Below are 19,991 nucleotides of genomic sequence, written 5' to 3' on the forward strand. Positions count from 1 at the left end.
CAATCACCACCGCGGACACACCGCCCTCGCAGGCAAACCACCCGCCAGCCGCGTCCCCAACCTCACAGGGCAATACACCTAGGGCCTGTCCGGCGGACAGGCCCTAGCGCCTAGTGCCCGGTCGACCCGCCGTTGTCACGGCGGTCGAGGGCACGCTGCAGGGCGGCGGCGGCGTTCTTACGGGCGTCGTCGCCGCTCGGGCGGGCGACGGAGTGGCGGACACGGCGGGCGGTCTCAGCGGCCATGGGGGATCGACTCCTTGAGATCAGTGATGATCCGAGATCAGTGGTGATCGAAGGCGCCGGAAGGGGCGGGGAGCGGGCCCGCAGGGGTTGCCTGCACAAGGGCTGTCGCGCTCACGACCGCCATTCGCTGATGGAGCGAGACGTTCGGCTCCTACAAAGCTAGGACAGCCGACCGCGTCTGTCTCCACAATTACTCGGACTTCCTACTATCTGAGACGGCGACCGGTCACGGCCTGATCCAGCAGGCCAGCTGGCTACCCCACCTAGATTGCATTCCTACCTATCTAGTGATGGAATACAGCCATGGCCGCAGACCGCAGATCAAGTTGGCTCAAGGGCGTCCTGGACCTCCTCGTCCTCTCCTGCCTCACGGAGGAGGAGAGTTACGGGTACGAGATCTCCAAGGCGCTCGCCGAGGCGGGGCTCGGCGAGATCAAGGGCGGGACGCTCTATCCCGTACTGAACCGGCTGGAGGAAGCCGGGCTGGTGGAGGCCGAGTTCCGGGCCGCGGAGCGGGGGCCGGGGCGACGCTACTACCGCCTCACCGAACAGGGCCGGAGCCACCTCACCACAGAGAGCGGGGCGTGGCTGACCTTCCACACCGCCGTACGGACCATGCTGAAGACCGGGGGACCACGATGAACACCGAGCCGAGCACGTACTTCGACGAGCTGACCGACGCGCTGCGCGGAGCCGGCGTACCGGCGGAGCAGATCGCCTCCACCGTCGCCGAACTACGCGGGCACCTCGCCGATACGGGCACGTCGCCGGAGGAGGAGTTCGGCCCGGCCGCCGACTTCGCGGCGCGCCTGGGCGGCACGGTGCCGGCGGCGGCGGAGCCCGCCGAGAAGGCCGAGACCTGGCTCTGGACGGCCGACATCTACAACGACCGGCGACTGCTCGCGCTCCACGGCGACCAGGGCTGGGAGGTCGAAGGCCTCGACACGCTCGGCCGGTTCATGTGCCGGCGGGTGCCGGGCGCCGCTCTGCGCTGGGAGTATCGCCGTGAGCTGATCAACGGGAGGCGGCGCGACGAGGCGCTCGACCGGCTGACGCCGGAAGGGTGGGAGATGTGCGGGGAGTGGATGCTCTTCGCCTACTTCAAGCGCCCGAAGGCGGCGAGCGAAGGACCGGCCGGGGCTCTCGACACCCTGCCCGAGCGGCCCGGCCGATGGCTCTTCCTCAGCCGCAAGGGCAAGACGCTCTTCGCGGTCTGGCTGCTGCTGGTCGTCGTCGCGGTCGTGACGACCACCGTCGGCGCCTTCGATCTGCCGCCGTCCGTGGCGATCTTCGCCGCGCTGTTCGGACTGGCGGGCGGGGTGATCGGCCTGAAGCGGGACGCCACCAAGGGCTGCGAGGACTGAGCCCTCCCAAGGCTCAGAGCACGTCGCCGTCGCGCCAGTCGAAGACGAGCGCGGCGGCGGCCGGGGACGGAAGGACGCGGCCGCCCGCCGACCGGACATAGACCGACCCCTCCTCATCGGGCAGGTGGACGATCCCGTCGGGCGCGAGCGCCTCGATCCGCCCCTCCCACAGGCGCCACCCGCGCGCCGCGTACAGCCCGGCGCCGTCCTCGGAGGCGGACAGCGCCCCGAACACGTACGCCCCGTCGATCACCCGCTCCAGCTCGGCCATCACGAGCCCGCCGAGCCCCTGCCGCCGCCGGTCGTCGCGCACGCCCACGCCCTCGACGTATCCGACCCGGTACGAGCGGCCCCCATGGAGCACCCGCCGCAGGATGACGCTGCCATGGGCGGCCACCCCGCGCTCGTCCTCCACCCAGGCGTGGACGCCACCGAGGGCGTGGTCCCAGTCCTCGTCGGAGAACCCGCCCCGGAAGGCGACGTCGAGCATCTCCCGTACGGCACGCAGCCGTTGGGGGCCGAGCTCATGGGTGGGTGCGACACGCACGGAGTCCGTCATGCCCCCAGTCTGCCGCGCGGGCGCCTCTAACCCCTTCGGCGCACTTGACTGGTTACACAGGCACCTGCTTGACTCAAGGCGTAACCGGTCACAACACCTCAAGGGGTTAGAGATGGCAAGCGCGACGCAGGTCCACCACCGCACCACCACCGTCCGCGGCCACGAGGTCTTCTACCGGGAGGCCGGCCCCGCCGACGCGCCCGTCCTGCTCCTGCTGCACGGCTTCCCCACCAGCTCGCACATGTTCCGCGACCTGATCCCGCTCCTCGCCGACAGGTTCCGCCTGGTAGCCCCCGACCACATCGGCTTCGGCCGCAGCGCGGCGCCGTCGGCCGAGGAGTTCGACTACACCTTCGCCGAACTGGCCGCCGTCACGGCGGAGTTCACCGAGGCCCTGGGCCTGGACCGGTTCGCCCTCTACGTCCAGGACTACGGCGCCCCCATCGGCCTGCGCCTCGCGCTCGCCCACCCCGAGCGCGTCACCGCGATCGTGACCCAGAACGGGAACGCGTACGAGGAGGGACTCGGCGCCGACGCGTGGTCCCCGGTCCTCGCCCTGATCGCGGACCGCACCCCCGAGACCGAGGAGCCGGTCCGCGCGATCCGCTCGCTCGACGGCATCAAGTGGCAGTACGAGACGGGCGTCCCGGCCGAGTTCCGCGACCTGCTCAGCCCCGACGCCTGGCACCACGACGCCGCCCTGACGGCCCGCGCCGGCCAGGACGACATCCAGCTGGGCCTGATCGCCGACTACGGCTCCAACTTCGCCCTGTACCCGGCCTTCCACGAGTACTTCCGCGCCACCCAGGTCCCGCTGCTCGCCGTCTGGGGCGAGGGCGACGAGGTCTTCGTCCCGGCGGGCGCGAAGGCCTTCCTCCGCGACCTCCCGGACGCGGAGATCCACCTCCTGCCGACGGGCCACTTCGCCCTGGAGACGCACGCGCCCCGGATCGCCGAGCTGATCGGTGACTTCCTCGCGCGGCGCGTCCTCGTCAGGCCGTAGCCTTCTCCAGGTCGCGGGCCATTCGCTCCACCCAGTCGGTGAAGGGCTCTCGATGGTCGCCCTCGCCCGCGCGCAGGGCCGCGACCTGCGCGTCGGTGATCCCGTCAGGTCCCGGCTCGGTCAGCAGCCGGTGCAGCTCCTTCATCAGGGACATCATCCGCAACGCGTCGAGGTGCTCGATCCCGTCGACCCCGTGCCCGGGGCGGATCGTCGTCGAACCAGGCATGTCGTGCCTCCTCACCGAACCCCCTCCCAGCAGCGTAAGCCCACCGCATGAGAACCGCCCCCGTCCTGGGTTGGGGGTCCAGGAGGGGGGCGGTGTCAGGGGTGGGCCTCAGGGCGGCCCAGGGGGCGTCAGCCCATGTGGGGGTAGCCGTACTCGGTCGGCGGGACCAGGGTCTCCTTGATCGCGCGGGTCAGCGTCCAGCGCATCAGGTTCTGCAGGGCGCCGGCCTTGTCGTTCGTGCCCGAGGCGCGGCCGCCACCGAAGGGCTGCTGGCCGACGACGGCGCCGGTCGACTTGTCGTTGATGTAGAAGTTGCCCGCCGCGAAACGGAGCTTCTCCATCGCGTCGGCCGCGGCCGCCCGGTCACCGGCGATGATCGAGCCGGTCAGCGCGTACGCCGAGACCGACTCCATCTGCGCCAGCATCTCCTCGTACTTGTCGTCCTCGTAGACGTGGATCGCGAGGATCGGGCCGAAGTACTCGGTCGTGAAGACCTCGTTCGCCGGGTCGGTGCACGCGATGACGGTCGGACGGACGAAGTAGCCCTCCGCGTCGTCGTACGTGCCACCGGCGACGATCTCGCAGGTCTCGTCGGCCTTCGCGCGGTCGATCGCGGCCTTGTTCTTCGCGAACGAACGCTCGTCGATGACGGCGCCGATGAAGTTCGACAGGTCGGTGACGTCACCCATCTTGATGCCGTCGACCTCGGCCGCGAAGTCCTCCTTGAAGCCCGAGTTCCAGATGGAGGCCGGGACGTACGCACGCGAGGACGCGGAGCACTTCTGGCCCTGGAACTCGAAGGAGCCGCGGGTCAGCGCGGTCTTCAGGATCGCGCGGTCGGCGCTCGGGTGGGCGACGACGAAGTCCTTGCCACCGGTCTCGCCGACGATCCGCGGGTACGAGCGGTACGACTCGATGTTGTTGCCGACCGTCTTCCACAGGTGCTGGAAGGTCTTGGTCGAACCGGTGAAGTGGATACCGGCCAGGTCGCGGTGGTTCAGGGCCACCTCGGAGACGGCGATGCCGTCGCCCGTCACCAGGTTGATGACGCCCTTCGGCAGACCGGCCTCCTCCAGGAGCTCCATGAGGAGCACGGCGGAGTGGGTCTGGGTCGGGGACGGCTTCCAGATCACCACGTTGCCCATGAGGGCGGGGGCGGTGGGCAGGTTGCCCGCGATGGCCGTGAAGTTGAACGGCGTGATCGCGTAGACGAAGCCCTCAAGCGGGCGGTGGTCCAGTCGGTTCCACACGCCCGGGGAGGTCGCCGGCGGCTGCTCGGCGAGGATCTGGCGGGCGTACGCCACGTTGAAGCGCCAGAAGTCGACGAGCTCGCAGGGGGTGTCGATCTCGGCCTGCTGCGCGGTCTTCGACTGGCCCAGCATCGTGGAGGCGGCCAGCGTCTCGCGCCAGGGGCCGGCCAGCAGCTCGGCGGCGCGCAGGATGATCGCGGCGCGGTCGTCGAAGGCCATCGCGCGCCAGGCCGGAGCGGCGGCCAGGGCGGCGTCGATCGCGTCCTGGGCGTCCTGCTGGGTGGCACCGGCGAAGGTGCCGATGACGGACTTGTGGTTGTGCGGCTGCACGACGTCGACGCGCTCGCCGCCGCCCATGCGCTTGACGCCGCCGATGGTCATCGGCAGCTCGCGCGGGTTGTCGGCCAGCTCCTTGAGCTTCGCCTCAAGACGGGCGCGCTCGGGGGAACCGGGGGCGTAGCTGTGCACCGGCTCGTTGACCGGAGCGGGGACCTGGGTCACAGCGTCCATGAGTCTCGTAACTCCTTGTGAGGGGTGGGCTCAGCCCTTGGTGAGGATGGAGCGGGCGAAGAAGAGGAGGTTGGCCGGCTTCTCCGCGAGGCGGCGCATGAAGTAGCCGTACCAGTCGGTGCCGTACGCGGTGTACACCCGCATCCGGTGGCCCTCGGCGGCCAGCCGGTTCTGCTCCTCGCTGCGGATGCCGTACAGCATCTGGAACTCGTACTCGTCCAGCTTGCGCCCCGCGCGGCGGGCGAGCTCCTGGCCGATCGAGATCAGTCGCGGATCGTGGGAGCCGATCATCGGGTAGCCCTCGCCGTCCATCAGGATCTTCATGATCCGGACGTAGGCCTTGTCGATCTCGGGCTTGTCCTGGATGGCGACGGAGGCGGGCTCCTTGTAGGCGCCCTTCACGATCCGGACGCGGGAGCCCTCGGCGGCGAGGCGGCGGGCGTCGTCCTCGGTGCGGAAGAGGTACGCCTGGATGACGCAGCCGGTCTGCGGGAAGTCCTTCCGCAGCTCCTCGTGGATGGCGAACATCGAGTCGAGGGTGGTGTGGTCCTCGGCGTCAAGGGTGACCGTGGTACCGATCTCGGCGGCGGCCGCGACGACCGGGCGGACGTTGGCGAGGGCGAGCTCGTGCCCGCCTTCCAGCGCTTGTCCGAACATCGACAGCTTCACCGACATCTCGGCGCGCTCGCCGAGGCCCAGCTCCTTCAGGCGGCCGACGAGCTCCAGGTACGCGTCGCGCGCGGCGTGGGACTGCTCAACGGTGGTGATGTCCTCGCCGACGACGTCGAGGGTGACCTCAAGGCCGCGGCCGGTGATGTCCTGGACGATCGGGATGACGTGCTCGACCGTCTCGCCGGCGATGAACCGGTCCACGACCTGCTTGGTCCCGGGGGCGGCCGACACGAAACGGCGCATCTTGTCGCTGCGGGACGCGGCGAGGATCACGGGACCCAGCACGGGGACCTCCAGAAGGGCAAGGTGACGAAGGGTGCCTACCCGAACTTTCGTAAGCAATCGGGAACAGCACGGAGAACCACCGTGAAACCTAAGGATCGCTCCGATCCTCTGCCATCGACAGCTGTCACGCATCTGTGGGCGGCATCTCATACAAATGTCTGAGGGGATGCGAGAATGGCGCCGTGAAGGGCGATTACCAAGAACTGGTGGACGAGATTTCGGCGCTCCTCGATGCCCCGGCGACGCTGGAGAACCGCGACTTCGGGCTGATCGCCTTCGGGGCCCACGACAGCGACGACGACATGGCGATGGACCCGGTCCGCACCCGCTCGATCCTGACCCGGAAGTCGACGCCCGCCGTCCGCGCCTGGTTCGAGGGCTTCGGCATCACCCGGGCGACCGGCCCGGTCCGTATCCCGGCCGCCCCGGACGCCGGCGTGTTCCGGGACCGCGTCTGCCTCCCCGTACGGCATCGGGGCGTGGTCCTCGGCTACGTCTGGCTGCTCGACGCCGAGCCCGGGCCCACCCACGCCCAGCTCACCGCCGCGATGGAGGTCGCCACCCGGATCGGCGGCCTCCTCGCCGACGAGGAGCGCGCGGGCGCCGACCTCTCGCGCGAGTTCGCCGCAGTCCTGACCGCCGGGCGGGGCCGGCAGAACGACATGGCCCTGGCGGCGCTCCGGGCGGCTCTGGGGCCGAGTGCGGACGGTCTGCACACCGTGGTCTGCGTGACCCCCTGGCGGGGCGAGGCCCCCTCGATCCGGGCCGTCCCCGGCGCGGCGGCCGTCACCACGCTCACGGAAGGCGAGTCCCTCGCGGTCCTCGTACGGCTGCGCACGGCCGAGGATCTCTCCCCCGCCCATACGGCCGCCGAGCGGCTGCGCGCGGACGCCCCGGCCGGTATCGCCACCCCCCGGCGGGGTCTCGCGGAGCTCCCGGCGGCCTGGCGGGAAGCCAGCACGGCGGCCCGTGCCGCCACGGCGCAGCCGAAGCTCGGCCCGGTCGCCGAATGGGCCGGGATCGGCCCCTACCGCCTCCTCGCCGCGCTGTACCACCCCGAGATCGACCCCGCCGTCGCGCCGCTGCTCGCCCCCGCGCACGCCGAACTGGCCCGCACAGCCGAGGTGTTCCTCGACAACGCCGGCCAGGCGGGCCGTACGGCAGCCGCTCTCGGCGTCCACCGCCAGACCCTCTACTACCGGCTGTCCAAGGTCGAACAGCTCACGGGCCTGGACCTGGACGACGGCGAGGACCGCCTTCTGCTCCACATGTCCCTGAAGTCGGCCCGCCTCTAGTCGGACCCCGCCACCCCGTTTCATAGGATCTCCCCATGACCACGGGGAGTTGGACGGCACCGACGTACACCGAGCGGCTGCTCTACGAAGCAGGGGCGCGCGGGGACCGGGACGCCGTCCTGGACGCCCTCGGCAGGACCCGCCTCTACGTGCTCCTCCCCCGGCTGCACGCCGACGCGCCCGGCTTCGCCCCGCCGCTCCCCAGCCGCCGCGACAAGGCCACCCGGCGCACGGTCGTACCGGTCCTCACCCAGGGCATGCTGCCGCCGTGGCACCCGGACTGGGTGTTCAAGCAGACCACCCTCGGCAGGCTCGCCGCCGCCTGGCCGCACGACCGATGGCGGCTCGCGGTCAACCCGGACACCCCCTTCGAGGCCACCCTGCCGGCCAGGCCCGCCGACCGGCGGGCCTGGGAGGAGGCCGACGCCCACGGCGGCGGACCCGCGCGGCTGCGACTGCTCACCCATGCCGGCGAGCACCTGCACGGGCCGGTCGCGCACGCCCTCGCGCTCGGTGCGCACCTCGCCGTCCTCAACGGCCTGGTGTGGAACGCGCTCGGCGCCCAGTACGAGGACTACCCCACGGACGTCGCCCGGCTGCGGCGGCCCTGGGCGGTCCACCACCGCGCGGACTTCCGGGAGAAGCTGCGGACCCTGATCGCCACCCGGCTGGTCGGCCGGGTCCCCGAGTCCGTCCTGGGGATGCGACGCCGTCTCACCGCACGCCTCGGCCACCCGCCGACCGACGAGCAGTGGGCCTCGACGGTCACCGAGAACTTCGAGCGGGACGACCCCTACGGCGAGGACCCGGCCGAGGCCACGGAGTTCCTGCGCCGGATCACCCACTACGAGCAGCGGTTCCGCATCGACGGCCTCCTCCCGCCGGACGGCTGGGTCGACACCCTCGCCGCCTTCGACCACGGCCGCGCCGTGAACGTCGTACGCCTCGCGCTCGGCGCCCGCTACTGCGATCCGCAGGAGGCCGAGCAGTCCCTGCACCAGATCCTCGAAGCCGCCCGGCCGGCCTACGGCTCCTGGGCCGAGTTCTCGCTCGGCTATCTGCTGGCCCGGCTGATCCACTTCGACGAGGACGACCCCGAGCCGATGTACCAGGAGTCCCTGGCCGTCCACCGCACCCTCACGCAGGACCCGTCGAGCCCCTACCGGAACATCAAGTGGTCATGAACTTCCGCCGCAAACCCGCCTCACCCGACGCCCCGTGGATCCCGCCGTCCGAGACCGAGCAGCTACTGCACGAGGCGGTGCTGCACGGCGACCTCAGGGCGCAGCTCCGGGTCCTCGCCGGGGCCGAGCTCTTCATCGGCGCCTCCAAGGCGGAGGTGGACGCCGAGCCGGACGCCGTCTGGTGGCGCCCCCAGCAGGCGCCGAAGGGGCTCCTCGTCCGGCCGGTCCTCACCCGCGGCATGCTGCCGCCCTGGCATCCGGACTGGGTGTTCCACCGGGTCAGCCTCCGCTGGGTCGCCGAGTTCGACTGGCGCGACCCCCGGGTCCTCCTCGCGGTCAACGGCGGCACCCCCGGTGAGCTGCTGCTGTCCGCCACGCCCGAGCGGCGCGCGTGGTGGCTGCGCGCGTACTCCGAGGAGGAGCGGGGCTGGGGCGACCGGTTCGTCGCCCTGCGGAACGGCCCGCTGCACGGGCCGCTCGCCTTCGGTCTCTCCTGCGGCGCCCATCTGGCGTTCGGCAACGGCGTCCCGTGGAACGACGTCGGCTCGGCCTATACGGGGTACACCCACGAGCTCGACACGCTCCGCGACGCATGGGGCGTCACCGACCGCGAAGGCTGGCGGAAGCAGCTGGACGCGCTGCTCGACGGGCGCAACAGCCCGCCGGAGCCGGACTTCGCCCTCCGGGTCCGCGAGGAGCTGCGGAGCGCCCGTGGCGCCGTCCCGTCGGCCGACGAGTGGCGCGAGACGGCCGCCGGCCACGCCCAGGACCTGGGTGCGAGCCCGACGACCGTGCGGCACATCGAGGAGCTCGTACGCCGCATCCTGCGGTACGAGGCCCGGTTCCGGGCCGAGGGGCTGCTGCCGCCGGACGGGCGGGTGCGGAAGACGGTCGCGTACGACTACGGCCGGGCGGTGAATCTGGCCCGCTGGGGCCTGTCGGCCCGGTTCTGCGCGCCCCCGGAGGCCGAGCAGGCGATCGTCCACGCGGGAGCCCTTGCCCGGTCGGCGTACGTGTCGTGGCAGGAGTACTCGACCGGGTACGCGCTGGGGCGGGTGCTGCGCTTCGACGGGGAGGAGTACGGCTGCTTCCACGAGGGGAACGTGGCGGCCCACCGTGTCCTGACGGAGCACGAGGGCAGCCCCTGGCGGAACGTCCCCTGGCGCTGAGACGCTCCGGCCGCATCATGGGACCGGCCGCCTGCTGAGCGGGTACGACGCTCGGCAGGCGGCCGGGTGGGGCAAGTGCGGCCCGGTCAGACCAGGTTGACCGAGCGGGCCGACGCGGCGCCGATCTCGTCCGCGATCTCGGTGAGCACCGTGGCCGGGACCGTGTCGTCCACGGTGAGGACGACGAGCGCCTCGCCGCCCTCCTCCGCGCGCGCCACCTGCATGCCCGCGATGTTCAGGCCGGCCTCGCCGAGGATGCGGCCCACGGTGCCGACGACACCCGGGCGGTCCTCGTAGCGGAGCACCACCATGTGGTCGGCGAGCGCCACGTCCACGTCGTAGTCACCGACGGCGACGATCTTCTGGAGGTGCTTGGGGCCGGCCAGCGTGCCGGAGACCGCGACCTCCTCGCCACTCGCGAGCGTGCCGCGCACGGTCACCACGTTGCGGTGGTCGGGGGACTCGCTGGAGGTGGTCAGTCGGACCTCGACACCGCGCTCCTGCGCGAACAGCGGGGCGTTGACGTACGACACGGTCTCGTCGACCACGTCCTCGAACACGCCCTTGAGCGCGGAGAGTTCGAGCACCTTCACGTCGTGCTGGGTGATCTCGCCGTACACCTCGACGTCGAGCCGCGCCGCGACCTCGCCCGCGAGCGCGGTGAAGATGCGGCCGAGCTTCTCGGCGAGCGGCAGACCGGGCTTGACGTCCTCGGCGATGACACCGCCCTGGACGTTGACCGCGTCCGGGACCAGCTCACCGGCGAGCGCGAGGCGCACCGAGCGGGCGACCGCGATACCGGCCTTCTCCTGGGCCTCGTCCGTGGACGCGCCGAGGTGCGGGGTGCAGACGACCTGGTCGAGCTCGAAGAGCGGGGAGTCCACGCAGGGCTCCTTCGCGTACACGTCGAGGCCGGCGCCGGCGACCCGGCCCTCCTTGAGCGCCGAGTACAGCGCCTCCTCGTCCACGATCCCGCCGCGCGCGGCGTTGACGATCCGGACGGACGGCCTGACCTTGTGCAGCGCCTCGTCGCCGATGAGACCGAGGGTCTCGGGGGTCTTCGGCAGGTGGACGGTGATGAAGTCGGCGACCTCCAGGAGCTCGTCGAGGGTCAGCAGCTTCACCCCCATCTGGGCGGCGCGGGCCGGCTGCACGTAGGGGTCGTACGCGACGATCTTCATGCCGAACGCGGACATCCGCTGGGCGACCAGGACGCCGATGCGGCCGAGGCCGACGACGCCGAGGGTCTTCTCGCTGAGCTCGACGCCCGTGTACTTGGAGCGCTTCCACTCGCCGTTCTTCAGCGCGGTGTTGGCCTGCGGGATGTTGCGCGCGGTGGCGACGAGCAGACCGCAGGCGAGCTCGGCGGCGGTGACGATGTTGGAGGTCGGCGCGTTCACGACCATCACGCCGGCCTTGGTGGCGGCGGAGACGTCGACGTTGTCCAGGCCGACACCGGCCCGGGCGACGACGCGGAGCTTCTTCGCCGCGGCGATGGCCTCGGCGTCCACCTTGGTCGCGGAGCGGACCAGGATCGCGTCCACGTCGGCGATGGCGGGGATCAGCTCGGCGCGGTCGGCGCCGTTGCAGTGCCGGATCTCGAAGTCCGGGCCCAGGGCGTCGACGGTGGCGGGCGACAGCTCTTCAGCGATGAGTACGACGGGTTTCGAGCTCACGTGAGTCCTCACAGATCCAGTGCGGACGGCCGTCCCGACGGCCGCAGGCGGTGGAGGGGGCTTGCCGCGTGAAAGCGCACGACGCTGTGGGCCTGAACGCGAATGTTGTTGAGAGTGTAGTGGTGCTAAGGCGCTGTTCATGCGCCTCGTTGGAAGGATCACCCGTCCGTGGTTGGACGGGGTGTCCAACGATGCGGTGAGGGGCCGGACACACCGTCCGGCCCTCCCCCACGCCCCAGGGGGCGTGGGGGGACCCCCACCCCCGAAGGCTTACGCCTCCTCGTCGTTCACCCAGCTCATGAGCTTGCGCAGCTCCTTGCCGGTGGTCTCCAGGAGGTGCTTCTCGTCCTGGGTCTTGTACTCGTTGTACTTCTTCAGACCGCCGTGGTACTCGTCCATCCAGTTCTGGGCGAAGGTGCCGTCCTGGATCTCGGTGAGGACCTGCTTCATCTCGGCCTTGGTGGCGTCCGTGATGATGCGCGGGCCGGTGATGTAGTCGCCCCACTCGGCGGTCTCGGAGACGGACCAGCGCATCTTCTCCAGGCCGCCCTCGTACATGAGGTCGACGATGAGCTTCAGCTCGTGCAGGCACTCGAAGTAGGCGATCTCCGGCTGGTAGCCGGCCTCGACCAGGGTCTCGAAGCCCGCCTTGACCAGCGCGGAGGCGCCACCGCACAGGACGGCCTGCTCACCGAACAGGTCGGTCTCGGTCTCCTCGGTGAAGGTCGTCTTGATGACGCCCGCACGCGTGCCGCCGATGGCCTTGGCGTACGAGAGGGCCAGGGCGAAGGCGTTGCCCGTGGCGTCCTGCTCGACCGCGGCGATCGCGGGGACGCCGCGACCCTCCTCGTACTGACGGCGGACCAGGTGGCCCGGGCCCTTGGGGGCGACGAGCGCGACGTCGACGCCGGCCGGGGGCTTGATGAAGCCGAAGCGGACGTTGAAGCCGTGCGCGAAGAAGAGGGCGTCGCCGTCCTTCAGGTTCGGGGCGATCGACTCCTCGTAGACCTTGGCCTGGATCGGGTCCGGGATCAGGATCATGATGACGTCGGCCTCGGCGGAGGCCTCGGCGGGCGTGACCACGCGCAGGCCCTGCTCCTCGGCCTTCGCCTTGGACTTGGAGCCCTCGTGCAGACCGACGCGGACGTCGACACCCGAGTCACGGAGCGACAGCGCGTGGGCGTGGCCCTGGCTGCCGTAACCGATCACCGCGACCTTGCGGCCCTGGATGATGGACAGGTCGGCGTCGTCGTCGTAGAACAGCTCGGCCACTGGGAATCTCCTTGATGTGCTGGTGTTGCGTCCCACCGTACGGCGGGGAGCGGGAGGAAGGTTTTCGGGTCTCGCCTGGCGGACCGCCGTTGTGGACAGGCGGTCAGCCGGGGTTGACGGTCAGGCGTGGTTGACGGTCAGGCGCTGCGGTCGAGGGCCCGCAGGGAGCGGTCGGTGATGGACCGCGCTCCACGCCCTATGGCGATCGTGCCGGACTGCACGAGCTCCTTGATGCCGAACTGCTCCAGCATCTTGAGCATCGCGTCGAGCTTGTCACTCGAACCGGTGGCCTCGATGGTGACCGCCTCGGGCGAGACGTCCACGGTCTTGGCGCGGAACAGCTGGACGATCTCGACGATCTGGGAGCGGGTCTCGTTGTCGGCGCGGACCTTCACCAGGACGAGCTCGCGCTGGATCGCGGCGCTGGGCTCGAGTTCGACGATCTTCAGGACGTTGACCAGCTTGTTGAGCTGCTTGGTCACCTGCTCCAGGGGGAGGTCCTCGACGTTCACCACGATGGTGATGCGGGAGATGTCGGGGTGCTCGGTGACACCGACGGCGAGCGAGTCGATGTTGAACCCGCGCCGGGAGAACAGCGCGGCGATCCGGGCCAGGATGCCGGGGGTGTTCTCCACCAGGACGGAGAGCGTGTGCCTAGTCATGTGCGTCGTTCCTCTTCCTACGGCTCTCGGTCTCGGTCTCAGTCGTCTTCGTTGTCGCCGAAGTCGGGGCGGACGCCCCGGGCTGCCATGACCTCGTCGTTGGAGGTGCCGGCGGCGACCATCGGCCAGACCTGGGCGTCCTCGTGGACGATGAAGTCGATCACGACCGGGCGGTCGTTGATGGCGTTGGCCTCTTCGATGACCTTGTCCAGGTCGGCCGGGTCCTCGCAGCGCAGCGCGACGCAGCCCATGGCCTCGGACAGCTTGACGAAGTCGGGGACGCGGGTGCCCTTGCGGGGCGCCGTGCTGGCGCCGACCTGGGAGCCGGCGGCGTCGTGGCCGGTGTCCTCGGCGTGCAGGACGGTGCTGGAGTAGCGCTGGTTGTAGAAGAGGGTCTGCCACTGGCGGACCATCCCGAGGGCGCCGTTGTTGATGATGGCGACCTTGATCGGGATGTTGTTGAGCGCGCAGGTGACGAGTTCCTGATTGGTCATCTGGAAGCAGCCGTCGCCGTCGATCGCCCAGACCGGGCGGTCCGGCATGCCGGCCTTGGCGCCCATGGCGGCGGGGACCGCGTAGCCCATCGTTCCGGCGCCGCCGGAGTTCAGCCAGGTGGCCGGCTTCTCGTAGTCGATGAAGTGCGCGGCCCACATCTGGTGCTGGCCGACGCCGGCCGCGTAGATGGTGTCGGCGGGGGCGAGCTGGCCGATCCGCTGGATGACCTGCTGCGGCGAGAGGCTGCCGTCCTCCGGCACGTCGTAGCCCAGCGGGTAGGTCTCGCGCCAGCGGTTCAGGTCGGTCCACCAGGCGGTGTAGTCGCCCTTGTTGCCCTCGCTGTACTCGGCCTGGACGGCCTGGACCAGGTCGGCGATGACCTCGCGGGCGTCACCGACGATCGGGACGTCGGCGGCGCGGTTCTTGCCGATCTCGGCCGGGTCGATGTCGGCGTGGACGATCTTGGCGTACGGGGCGAAGCTGTCCAGCTTGCCGGTGACGCGGTCGTCGAAGCGGGCTCCGAGGGCGACGATCAGGTCGGCCTTCTGCAGCGCGGTGACGGCGGTGACCGCACCGTGCATGCCCGGCATTCCCACGTGCAGCGGGTGGCTGTCGGGGAACGCGCCCAGCGCCATCAGGGTGGTGGTGACGGGGGCGCCGGTGAGCTCGGCGAGGATCTTCAGCTCGGCGGTGGCACCGGCCTTCAGGACACCGCCGCCGACGTACAGGACGGGGCGCTTGGCGGCGCTGAGGAGCTTGGCGGCCTCGCGGATCTGCTTGGCGTGCGGCTTGGTCACCGGGCGGTAGCCGGGCAGGTCGGTCTGCGGCGGCCAGCTGAAGACCGTCTTCGCCTGCAGGGCGTCCTTGGCGATGTCGACCAGGACCGGGCCGGGACGGCCGGTGGAGGCGATGTGGAAGGCCTCGGCGATCGTCTTCGGGATGTCCTCGGCCTTGGTGACCAGGAAGTTGTGCTTGGTGATCGGCATCGTGATGCCGCAGATGTCCGCCTCCTGGAAGGCGTCCGTGCCGATGGCCTTCGAGGCGACCTGGCCGGTGATCGCGACCAGCGGGACGGAGTCCATGTGGGCGTCGGCGATCGGGGTGACCAGGTTGGTGGCGCCGGGCCCGGACGTCGCCATGCAGACGCCGACCTTGCCGGTGGCCTGGGCGTAGCCGGTCGCGGCGTGGCCCGCGCCCTGCTCGTGCCGGACCAGGATGTGGCGGACCCTCTGCGAGTCCATCATCGGGTCGTACGCGGGGAGGATGGCGCCACCCGGAATGCCGAAGACGGTGTCGGCCCCTACTTCTTCGAGCGAACGGATGAGGGACTGCGCACCCGTGACGTGCTCGACGATGGTGGCGGACTGCCCGCCGTTACGGGTCCGCGGCTGCGGATGGTGCCCGGTGGCCTGCTCGGTCATCAGCATTCTCTTCTCGAAGCAGAGGGTCTTTGCGAGGGTTTTGCGAGGGTTTGGCGGGAGCCGGTGCAACAAAAAACCCCTCGTGCCGGGAGGCAAGCGAGGGGAGCGCGTCGGTAGCGTTTCAAGCCGGGCCTGCTTGAGGCCCTGCTTCAGCCGACGCGCTTTCCAAGTACGAGAATTCGGGTGCGCATGGCACTGACCCTCTCTCCGAGCCACTACCAGTGTCAAGTGGGTGGGACAGGCGTCTCACTATTTGAGCGGATCGAGGGACGGCTTCCGGACAGGAACCGCCGCGCCGCCGGGGACGGGGTACTCGTCCCGGACGAGGGCGCGGCGCAGCCGGTACTCGTCGAGCGGGCCCGAGAACGCCATGCCCAGGCCGTGGGTGCACCCCATGGCGCGCAGGGCGAGCACCTGCTCGGGGACGTCCACGCCCTCGGCGACGGACTGGAGCCCGAGGTCCGAGGCGATCCGCAGCAGCCCGCTGGTGATCTTCCGGAGCCGGGCGGATTCGACCACGCCCTCGACGAGCCCCCGGTCCAGCTTCAGTACGTCGACGGGGAGGCGGCGCAGCGCGTTGATGGCCGCGTATCCGCTGCCGAAGCCGTCGAGCGCGATCCGTACGCCGAGCCGGCGCAGGACGACCAGGCGCTGCTCCAGGTCGTCGAAGGAGACCCGGGGGTCGTTGTCGGCCAGCTCGATCATCAGGGAGCCGGACGGGAGCCCGTGGCGGGTCAGCAGGGCCTCGACGGTGGCGAGCGGGAGTGAGCGGTCGAGCAGCCGGCGGGCGGAGAGCCGGACGGAGACCGGGGTCGGGTGGCCCAGCCCGGCCCGCTCGGCCGCCTGCTCGACGGCCTGTTCGAGGAGCCAGCGGCCGAGCTCGGCGACGCGCTCGCCGTCGTCGGCGACCCGGAGGAACTCGGCGGGGGTGAAGAGGATGCCCTGCGCGGAGCGCCAGCGGGCCTGGGCGGCGACGGCGGTGATCCGGCCGCTGGTGAGGTCCACCACGGGCTGGTGGAGCAGCGCGAACTCGCCGTCGTCGAGCGCGGTGCGCAGCCGGGTGGCCAGCTCCGTCCTGCGGACGACCTCGGCCTGCATCTGCGGGGCGTACATCTCGACGCGGTCCTTGCCGGCGGCCTTGGCCCGGTACATGGCGAGGTCGGCGTTGCGCAGCAGGTCCCCGGCGCTGATGCCGGGCTCGGCGAAGGCGACGCCGATGGAGGCGGCGACCCGTACCTCGTTCCCGCCCTCGACGCGGTACGGCTGGGAGAGCGTGAGGCGCAGCCGGTCGGCGATCTCCTGGACCTGGCGGTCGCGGGCGGCGCGGTCCCGGCCGCCGTCGCCGAGGATGAGCGCCGCGAACTCGTCCCCGCCGAGCCGGGCGGCGGTGTCCCCGGCCCGTACGGAGTCCTGGAGGCGGCGGGCGGCCTGGATCAGCAGCTCGTCCCCGGCCTGGTGGCCGAGGCGGTCGTTGACGCCCTTGAAGCCGTCGAGGTCGATGAAGAGCACGGCCGTGCCGGGGTCGGAGGCGCGGCGGCCGGCGAGCGCCTTGCGGACGCGGCGGGTGAACAGCGCGCGGTTGGGCAGGTCGGTGAGCGGGTCGTGCTCCGCGTTGTGCTGCAACTGGGCCTGGAGGCGGACCCGTTCGGTCACGTCCCGGCTGTTGAAGATCAGCCCGCCCTGGTGGCGGTTGACGGTCGACTCGACGTTGAGCCAGTCGCCGCGGCCGGAGCGGAAGCGACACTCGATCCGGGTGGTCGGCTCCTCCGAGGGAGGAGCGGCGAGGAAGCGGCGGACCTCGTGGACGACCCCGCCGAGGTCCTCGGGATGGATGATCGAGGCCAGCTCCTCGCCGATCAGGTCCTCGGCCTCCCGTCCGTAGACACCGGAGGCGGCGGGGCTGACGTACCGGAGTATGCCGGTCGGCGCGGCGATCATGATCACGTCGCTGGAGCCCTGCACCAGGGACCTGAAGTGGTTCTCCTTCTGGGCCAGTTCGTGGGTGAGGGCGATGTTGTCGAGGAGCATGATGCCCTGGCGGACGACCAGGGCGAGCACGACCGTGCAGCCGGTGAGGACGACCACGCGGTCCACTCTGCGTCCCTCGACGACGTTGTACAGGATGCCGAGCGTGCAGACGGCGGCGGCGAGATACGGGGTGAGGGCGGCCAGCGAGCCCGCGACGGGGCGGCTGTGGTGGCGCCGGTCGCGCGTGGACGCGGCCCCGGTGGCAGGCGAGGGGCGGCGCACTCCCCAGGGGGCGTACGCGAGGAGCAGCGAGCCCGCGAACCAGCCGGCGTCGAGGAGCTGGCCGGAGGTGTAGTTCTCGCGGAGCAGCGGGGAGGTGAACAGGGCGTCGCACAGCACGGTGAGGGCGAAGGCGGCGATGGCGGTGTTGGTCGCCGAGCGGTTCACCTGGGAGCGGCGGAAGTGCAGGGCCAGGACCATGCTGACGAGAACGATGTCGAGCAGCGGGTAGGCCAGGGTGAGTGCGGCCCGGGCGACGCTCTCGCCCTCGGATTGGGCGGTGCTCGCGAGGGCCAGGCTCCAGGACAGGGTGAGCAGTGAGCCGCCGATGAGCCAGGCGTCGAGGGCGAGGCAGACCCAGCCGGCCCGGGTGACGGGTTTCTTGGCGAGGACGAGCAGGCCGACGATCGCGGGCGGGGCGAAGAGCAGGAAGAAGAGATCGGCGAAGGAGGGGCTGGGCACCTCCTTGTCGAGCACGACTTCGTACCAGCCCCAGACTGCGTTCCCTGCGGCGGCCATCGTGGAGGAGAAGGCGAAGAGCAGCCAGGCGGGGCGGAAGCGGCGCTCGTGCACGCGCGCGTAGAGGAAGCAGGAGACGCCGGCGGCGAGGGCGGCGACGCTGAGGCCGAAGTCGCCCATGACCAGGGCCAGTCGCTCGGAGCCCCAGCCGAGGGCGGCGCCGGTCGCGTACCCCGCGCAGATCAGTCCGAGGAGGACCTGGACGAGGCCGGTGGGGAACGCGGAGCGGACGGGTCCCGGCCGGAACCGGCCGGGACCGGAGGCGGAGGCGGGGGCACCGCCACCCGCGACCTGCCCGCGCTCGATGAGCGCGCCGGGGGCGCTCATCGGGTCCGCCGACGATCCGTGCGCACGGGCACTTCCGTGCCCGTCGGCCCGCCCGTGCTCCTCGGCACAGCGACCGCCGTCGGAAGCTTCCGCGAATCCGTCGGCGCCGCCGCGTACTTCGGTGCTTCCGTCGGCGCGCCCGTGCGCTTCGGTGCTGCGACGGCCGTCCGCGCTTGCGTGCGCTTCCGCGCCGCCGTCGGAAGCCTCGTGGCCTTCGGGGTGCCGGGGGCCGGTAACGCGCCCGGTGTCGGGGCGCACGGTCGCGTCCGGGTCCGGGGCATGGTCCCGGTCGGCGGTGTGCCGGTCCGGCTGGGCGGGGAGGCCGGTGGCGCCGCCCGCCCTGCGGAGGCGGGCTCCCTGCGCGGGCGGCCCGGTGTCGTCGTCGCGCGCGAGGGTCGTCGACGGCGGCACCGCCGCGTCGGATCGTCGGTCCATCGGCCGTACATCACCCGTCGCCCCCCTCGGAATCTGGTGACCCGTCACTTCGCTCCCCAGCGTCAGCTCGTACTCGACGCAAGCCCCCCGCTTCGGGACGATACACCAGGACCGTCACACAGGGACAGGGCTGCTGTACTCTGCGTGACGGCCCGGGGGCTCGCGACAGGCGCACCGAGGGGGCGCACGGGCCCGGGCGGCCCTCTCAGGTGGTCAGGACCACGTTCGCCGGCCGCTCCCCCGCGACCAACCGGGTGATCTGGGCGGCGATCAGCCGCTTCGCCCGGGGCATGAACGCCGAAGTGGAACCGCCGACATGGGGACTGACGAGAACACCGGGAGCGTGCCACAACGGGTGGCCCGGCGGCAGCGGTTCGGGGTCGGTGACATCCAGTGCGGCGCTGATCCGCCCGCTCTCGACCTCCTTGAGCAGTGCGGCGGTGTCCACCACGGGACCGCGGGCGACGTTCACCAGAAGGGCGTCGTCCTTCATCCGGGCGAGAAACCCCGCGTCGGCGAGGTGCCGGCTCTCGGGCGTGAGCGGAGTGGAGAGCACGACCACGTCCGCCTGGGGCAGCAGGGCCGGAAGTTCGGAGAGGGGGTGGACGGGCCCGCGCTCCGTGGTGCGTGCGGAGCGCGCGACGCGCACCACCCGCGCGCACTCGAAGGGCGCGAGCCGGTCCTCGATGGCGGCGCCGATGGATCCGTACCCCACGATCAGTACGGACTTGTCGGCGAGCGCCGGATAGAAGCCGGAAAGCCACTCCTCCTTGTCCTGGCCGCGCACGAAGCCGGGGATCCCGCGCAGCGAGGCGAGGATGAGCGCGAGGGCGAGTTCGGCGGTGCTGGCCTCGTGGACGCCCTTGGCGTTGCACAGGTCCACCCCCGGGCGCAGCGACCCGATACCGGGCGTGACATGGTCCGTGCCCGCCGAGAGCGTCTGTACGACGCGGATCGAGGTCATCGCGGCGAGCGGCCGGACGGCGATCTCCGGACCCTTCATGTACGGGACCACGTAGAAGACGCAGCGCGCCGGGTCGGCGGGAAAGTCCGGACCACCGTCCCAGAAACGGTAGTTGAGCCCCGACGCGCCCGGCGCCGGAAGCCCTTCGATCTCGTCCGCGGGAATCGGAAGCCACACGTCAGCGGCGGTGTCATCGAGTGTCATGACCGGG

The 19,991-nt window shown here is 71.2% G+C and carries 16 protein-coding genes and 1 pseudogene; 6 read left to right on the forward strand and 11 right to left on the reverse strand.

Features of this window, described 5'->3' with window-relative positions:
• Positions 1-110: 110 nt before the first annotated feature.
• Complete coding sequence (locus tag Q5762_RS15285) at positions 111-245, reverse strand: hypothetical protein (protein WP_315892634.1); 135 nt, start codon at positions 243-245, stop codon at positions 111-113.
• A gap of 303 nt (positions 246-548) precedes the next feature.
• Here Q5762_RS15285 and Q5762_RS15290 point away from each other — a divergent pair, with 303 nt between their 5' ends.
• Both Q5762_RS15290 and Q5762_RS15295 read left to right on the forward strand, forming a co-directional pair.
• A complete protein-coding gene (locus tag Q5762_RS15290) occupies positions 549-887 on the forward strand; it encodes a PadR family transcriptional regulator (protein ID WP_315892635.1) in 339 nt (112 codons plus the stop codon).
• Positions 884-1,609, forward strand: coding sequence for a hypothetical protein (locus Q5762_RS15295; RefSeq protein ID WP_315892636.1), 726 nt, complete (start codon positions 884-886; stop codon positions 1,607-1,609). The genes Q5762_RS15290 and Q5762_RS15295 overlap by 4 nt, the downstream gene beginning before the upstream one ends.
• A 13-nt stretch (positions 1,610-1,622) precedes the next feature.
• Here the strand turns inward: Q5762_RS15295 and Q5762_RS15300 are convergent, their stop codons facing one another.
• A complete protein-coding gene (locus tag Q5762_RS15300; RefSeq protein WP_315892637.1) occupies positions 1,623-2,168 on the reverse strand; it encodes a GNAT family N-acetyltransferase in 546 nt (181 codons plus the stop codon).
• Between the two features lie 112 nt (positions 2,169-2,280).
• Between Q5762_RS15300 and Q5762_RS15305 the strand changes: the two genes are divergently transcribed.
• The gene (locus tag Q5762_RS15305) at positions 2,281-3,171 is read left to right on the forward strand and encodes an alpha/beta hydrolase (protein ID WP_315892638.1); all 891 of its coding nucleotides are present in this window, start codon (positions 2,281-2,283) and stop codon (positions 3,169-3,171) included.
• Here the strand turns inward: Q5762_RS15305 and Q5762_RS15310 are convergent.
• The 3 genes from Q5762_RS15310 to Q5762_RS15320 form a co-directional block, all read right to left on the reverse strand.
• Positions 3,161-3,397 carry a hypothetical protein gene (locus Q5762_RS15310; RefSeq protein WP_315892639.1) on the reverse strand — a complete coding sequence of 79 codons (237 nt, stop codon included), beginning with the start codon at positions 3,395-3,397 and terminating at the stop codon, positions 3,161-3,163. The two genes, Q5762_RS15305 and Q5762_RS15310, sit on opposite strands and share 11 nt — an antisense overlap.
• Before the next feature lie 128 nt (positions 3,398-3,525).
• Positions 3,526-5,157, reverse strand: a complete 1,632-nt coding sequence (pruA, locus tag Q5762_RS15315) for an L-glutamate gamma-semialdehyde dehydrogenase (RefSeq protein WP_315892640.1) — start codon at positions 5,155-5,157, stop codon at positions 3,526-3,528.
• A 30-nt stretch (positions 5,158-5,187) separates the two neighbouring features.
• The gene (locus Q5762_RS15320; RefSeq protein WP_315892641.1) at positions 5,188-6,114 is read right to left on the reverse strand and encodes a proline dehydrogenase family protein; all 927 of its coding nucleotides are present in this window, start codon (positions 6,112-6,114) and stop codon (positions 5,188-5,190) included.
• 182 nt (positions 6,115-6,296) lie between these two features.
• Between Q5762_RS15320 and Q5762_RS15325 the strand changes: the two genes are divergently transcribed.
• Genes Q5762_RS15325 through Q5762_RS15335 form a run of 3 tightly spaced genes read left to right on the forward strand, consistent with a single transcriptional unit; the run spans position 6,297 to position 9,762 of the window.
• Positions 6,297-7,409 carry a helix-turn-helix domain-containing protein gene (locus Q5762_RS15325; protein ID WP_315892642.1) on the forward strand — a complete coding sequence of 371 codons (1,113 nt, stop codon included), beginning with the start codon at positions 6,297-6,299 and terminating at the stop codon, positions 7,407-7,409.
• Positions 7,410-7,444: 35 nt separating this feature from the next.
• On the forward strand, positions 7,445-8,593 hold the full coding sequence (locus Q5762_RS15330; protein WP_315892643.1) for a DUF1266 domain-containing protein: 1,149 nt from the start codon (positions 7,445-7,447) through the stop codon (positions 8,591-8,593).
• The gene (locus tag Q5762_RS15335) at positions 8,590-9,762 is read left to right on the forward strand and encodes a DUF1266 domain-containing protein (RefSeq protein WP_315892644.1); all 1,173 of its coding nucleotides are present in this window, start codon (positions 8,590-8,592) and stop codon (positions 9,760-9,762) included. Before Q5762_RS15330 ends, Q5762_RS15335 begins: the two co-directional genes overlap by 4 nt.
• 86 nt (positions 9,763-9,848) lie before the next feature.
• Here Q5762_RS15335 and serA read toward each other — a convergent pair whose 3' ends face one another.
• From serA to Q5762_RS15365, 6 genes and pseudogenes are all read right to left on the reverse strand, one after another.
• Positions 9,849-11,438, reverse strand: a complete 1,590-nt coding sequence (gene serA, locus Q5762_RS15340; RefSeq protein WP_315892645.1) for a phosphoglycerate dehydrogenase — start codon at positions 11,436-11,438, stop codon at positions 9,849-9,851.
• A 270-nt stretch (positions 11,439-11,708) separates the two neighbouring features.
• Positions 11,709-12,710, reverse strand: a complete 1,002-nt coding sequence (ilvC, locus tag Q5762_RS15345; protein WP_315892646.1) for a ketol-acid reductoisomerase — start codon at positions 12,708-12,710, stop codon at positions 11,709-11,711.
• A 137-nt stretch (positions 12,711-12,847) separates the two neighbouring features.
• Positions 12,848-13,372: an acetolactate synthase small subunit gene (ilvN, locus tag Q5762_RS15350; RefSeq protein WP_215065241.1), complete on the reverse strand. Its 525-nt coding sequence runs from the start codon at positions 13,370-13,372 to the stop codon at positions 12,848-12,850.
• Positions 13,373-13,410: 38 nt separating this feature from the next.
• On the reverse strand, positions 13,411-15,288 hold the full coding sequence (locus Q5762_RS15355) for an acetolactate synthase large subunit (protein WP_315892647.1): 1,878 nt from the start codon (positions 15,286-15,288) through the stop codon (positions 13,411-13,413).
• A gap of 224 nt (positions 15,289-15,512) precedes the next feature.
• Positions 15,513-18,381: pseudogene (locus tag Q5762_RS15360) on the reverse strand (putative bifunctional diguanylate cyclase/phosphodiesterase).
• Positions 18,382-19,021: 640 nt separating this feature from the next.
• Entirely contained in the window at positions 19,022-19,984 is a 963-nt protein-coding gene (locus Q5762_RS15365) for a 2-hydroxyacid dehydrogenase (RefSeq protein WP_315892648.1), read from the reverse strand.
• Between the last annotated feature and the right edge of the window lie 7 nt (positions 19,985-19,991).

Source organism: Streptomyces sp. P9(2023) (genome assembly GCF_032436795.1).
Classification (GTDB): domain Bacteria; phylum Actinomycetota; class Actinomycetes; order Streptomycetales; family Streptomycetaceae; genus Streptomyces.

Bases quoted from the DNA above. Each gene is read 5' to 3' on its own strand.
- pruA (WP_315892640.1), bottom strand. From the start codon at position 5,157: ATGGACGCTGTGACCCAGGTCCCCGCTCCGGTCAACGAGCCGGTGCAC.
- Q5762_RS15305 (WP_315892638.1), top strand. From the start codon at position 2,281: ATGGCAAGCGCGACGCAGGTCCACCACCGCACCACCACCGTCCGCGGC.
- Q5762_RS15365 (WP_315892648.1), bottom strand. From the start codon at position 19,984: ATGACACTCGATGACACCGCCGCTGACGTGTGGCTTCCGATTCCCGCG.
- Q5762_RS15335 (WP_315892644.1), top strand. From the start codon at position 8,590: ATGAACTTCCGCCGCAAACCCGCCTCACCCGACGCCCCGTGGATCCCG.
- Q5762_RS15355 (WP_315892647.1), bottom strand. From the start codon at position 15,288: ATGACCGAGCAGGCCACCGGGCACCATCCGCAGCCGCGGACCCGTAAC.
- Q5762_RS15290 (WP_315892635.1), top strand. From the start codon at position 549: ATGGCCGCAGACCGCAGATCAAGTTGGCTCAAGGGCGTCCTGGACCTC.
- Q5762_RS15310 (WP_315892639.1), bottom strand. From the start codon at position 3,397: ATGCCTGGTTCGACGACGATCCGCCCCGGGCACGGGGTCGACGGGATC.
- Q5762_RS15295 (WP_315892636.1), top strand. From the start codon at position 884: ATGAACACCGAGCCGAGCACGTACTTCGACGAGCTGACCGACGCGCTG.
- ilvN (WP_215065241.1), bottom strand. From the start codon at position 13,372: ATGACTAGGCACACGCTCTCCGTCCTGGTGGAGAACACCCCCGGCATC.
- Q5762_RS15330 (WP_315892643.1), top strand. From the start codon at position 7,445: ATGACCACGGGGAGTTGGACGGCACCGACGTACACCGAGCGGCTGCTC.
- Q5762_RS15285 (WP_315892634.1), bottom strand. From the start codon at position 245: ATGGCCGCTGAGACCGCCCGCCGTGTCCGCCACTCCGTCGCCCGCCCG.
- Q5762_RS15300 (WP_315892637.1), bottom strand. From the start codon at position 2,168: ATGACGGACTCCGTGCGTGTCGCACCCACCCATGAGCTCGGCCCCCAA.